We start from the raw sequence: 2085 nt of genomic DNA on the forward strand, positions 1-2085 counted from the left end.
GCCGCTCGCGTATCTTCGGCGCACCCCATGTCGGCTTGTCTTGCTTGAGGCGCACAATCAGCTTCTCGATTTGAAACGGAAGCTGATTGGCGTGGCGATAGGGCCGCCGCGATCGGTCCGTCAGCCCCTCCAGGCCGCTGTCGTTGTAGCGCGTGAGGATCTTGTAGCCGGTCTTGCGCGAGATATCGAACTCCCGGCAAAGCATCGCCATCTTCTCGCCGTCCAGCAGCCGGGCGACGAACTTCAGCCGCTCTTCCATGACGTTACACTCCCTCCAAGGCACCTTGCTCTCCTTGCAAAGGGCCGAAAGTGTAACCCATCTATCCAGAATGAACTGTCACCCATCTCTCGGGAAGGGCATTATTATCAATGGGTTTATTGACAGGTTCGCCACGAGGTTCGCCAAGCGCGTTACCAGCCGTACGACTCGGTCCATGCCCTGCACAGCCAACGCACCTGCGACGCTTCCCGGGAATAGAGTTCGGCATGGTCAATGTCGTCATGGCCGAGACATCCAACATCTGCCTGGTGGATGCCTCCGCTTCGGCGAGATAGACCCCAAGTGACTTCCGCAGACCATGCAGCGTAAGGCCCTTCGGCAATCCCGCGAGAGCGCACCAGTGGGTCATAGCACCGGTCAGAGATTTCGGCGAGAAAGGTTGGCCATATTCCGTGACTAGAACTGTTTCGCCGCGCCGGTCGGCGCGGAGATGCCAAAACAGCAGTTTCGCTACCCCGGAACTGCGCCGTGAAGGGCCAATCCATGATATGCCTGCCACTTCAAGGTTCTACCGTCCCTTGCCGTGCTGCCCAGTCGTATGGGTACAGACAGTAAAAATAGCCGGTACGCTCGGTGGCGATGTATTTGAGGTGGGTGCCGTTGGGCAGCCAGACGATGTCGCCAGGGCGGCATTCGTGGCGGCCGTCATCCAGTTCGATCGTCAGCGTGCCTTCATGGATGAACAGCACCTCGTCATAGGTCACGGTCCAGTCGATCGAGGCGTTCTCCAGATACTCGATGCCGCCGCCCATGGTCCGGCTGATCTCGGCATTGATCACGCGCGCGATCGAAGACGTTCCGGTCGGCGTGACCGATGGCTTTAGGGTCAACTCGCTGTGCTTGAAAATCTTGGCCTTGGACATCGTCATCCCTTTTTTGCGCGAAGATTGGCTTTGGAGGGAGTGACGCCGGACGGAGCCAGCCCGGCGAGCCATCTCGTCACCGGATCGAGCTTGCGCCCGGCATGTTCGAAATCGTCACGCCGACGCACAGCGCCGCGGACAAAATGTGCACCGACAAAGCGAAAGGGTTCGGGCGGGAAACCGCGCGTTACCGGACGAACCAGCGCCGAATGCGTCAGTTCCGATTCACCGTCAGTCAACAGGCCGGTGAGGATCTCGCCGCCGATATAAGCCATTGTCGTGCCATTGCCGGAAAAGCCATAGCCGTAAACGACATCGCGGTTGGCGCGCAAAGCGCCGAAAAGTGGCACGCCGCTCACCGTCCGGTCGATCGGGCCGTTCCATGATGTCTCGAGCGGAAAATCGGCGAGCGCCGGGTGGCCGTCCCGCAGCGCGCGACGCATTTCGGCGACACGGGGCGACTGGCCATGGAAACGCTGGTCGACGATGCCGCCGAAGCCAATAACGCCACCGCTGACGCCGACGGACAGCCGACCATCGCGCGTCGGAGCCCAGCCGCCAACGAAGACGCGGGAATCGATCATCAGCGGCGCCCGGCGGTAGCCGATCTTGTCGAGAAGGTCTGGAATGGGCTGTGACATGGCGTCGTCGCTGGAGATGTTGAAGATCGCAGGGGCCAGTTCCGGAATCGCGCCGGACCAGGCATTCATGGCAAGCACGACCTTGCCGCAGGATACAGTTCCTTTCGCCGTTTCCACCGTGAGCTTGCCCCGTCGTGAAAACCGCTTCATCGGCGACTTTTCATAGATCCGAACGCCGCGCTTTAGCGCTGCACGACGCAGGCCGCGCACCAGGAATCCGGGATGCACTGTTGCCGACGAAGCGTCGAACGCGCCGCCGAGGTGGCTCGTCGTGCCTGCCAGCGCGGCGATCTCGTCGCGC

3 protein-coding genes and 1 pseudogene are annotated in these 2085 nt (G+C 61.2%); all 4 read right to left on the bottom strand.

Annotation, left to right across the window (positions count from 1 at the left end):
• Nucleotides 1–259, bottom strand: a 259-nt coding sequence (locus EOA22_RS31505) for a helix-turn-helix domain-containing protein (protein ID WP_164747151.1), incomplete at its 3' end; no start/stop codon positions are given.
• A 156-nt stretch (nucleotides 260–415) separates the two neighbouring features.
• Nucleotides 416–698 (bottom strand): annotated as a pseudogene (locus EOA22_RS31510) (tyrosine-type recombinase/integrase); the annotation flags it as partial.
• Nucleotides 699–780: 82 nt separating this feature from the next.
• Nucleotides 781–1143, bottom strand: a complete 363-nt coding sequence (locus EOA22_RS31515; RefSeq protein WP_164747152.1) for an AraC family ligand binding domain-containing protein — start codon at nucleotides 1141–1143, stop codon at nucleotides 781–783.
• Nucleotides 1144–1145: 2 nt separating this feature from the next.
• On the bottom strand, nucleotides 1146–2085 hold a 940-nt coding region (locus EOA22_RS31520; protein ID WP_127390504.1), incomplete at its 5' end, for an FAD-binding oxidoreductase.

The sequence above is a fragment of the Mesorhizobium sp. M7A.F.Ca.US.014.04.1.1 genome, assembly GCF_003998745.1.
Lineage (GTDB): Bacteria > Pseudomonadota > Alphaproteobacteria > Rhizobiales > Rhizobiaceae > Mesorhizobium > Mesorhizobium ciceri.

What these genes read in the sequence shown, in the direction of transcription:
- EOA22_RS31515 (WP_164747152.1), bottom strand. Translation starts at nt 1,143, where the DNA reads ATGTCCAAGGCCAAGATTTTCAAGCACAGCGAGTTGACCCTAAAGCCA.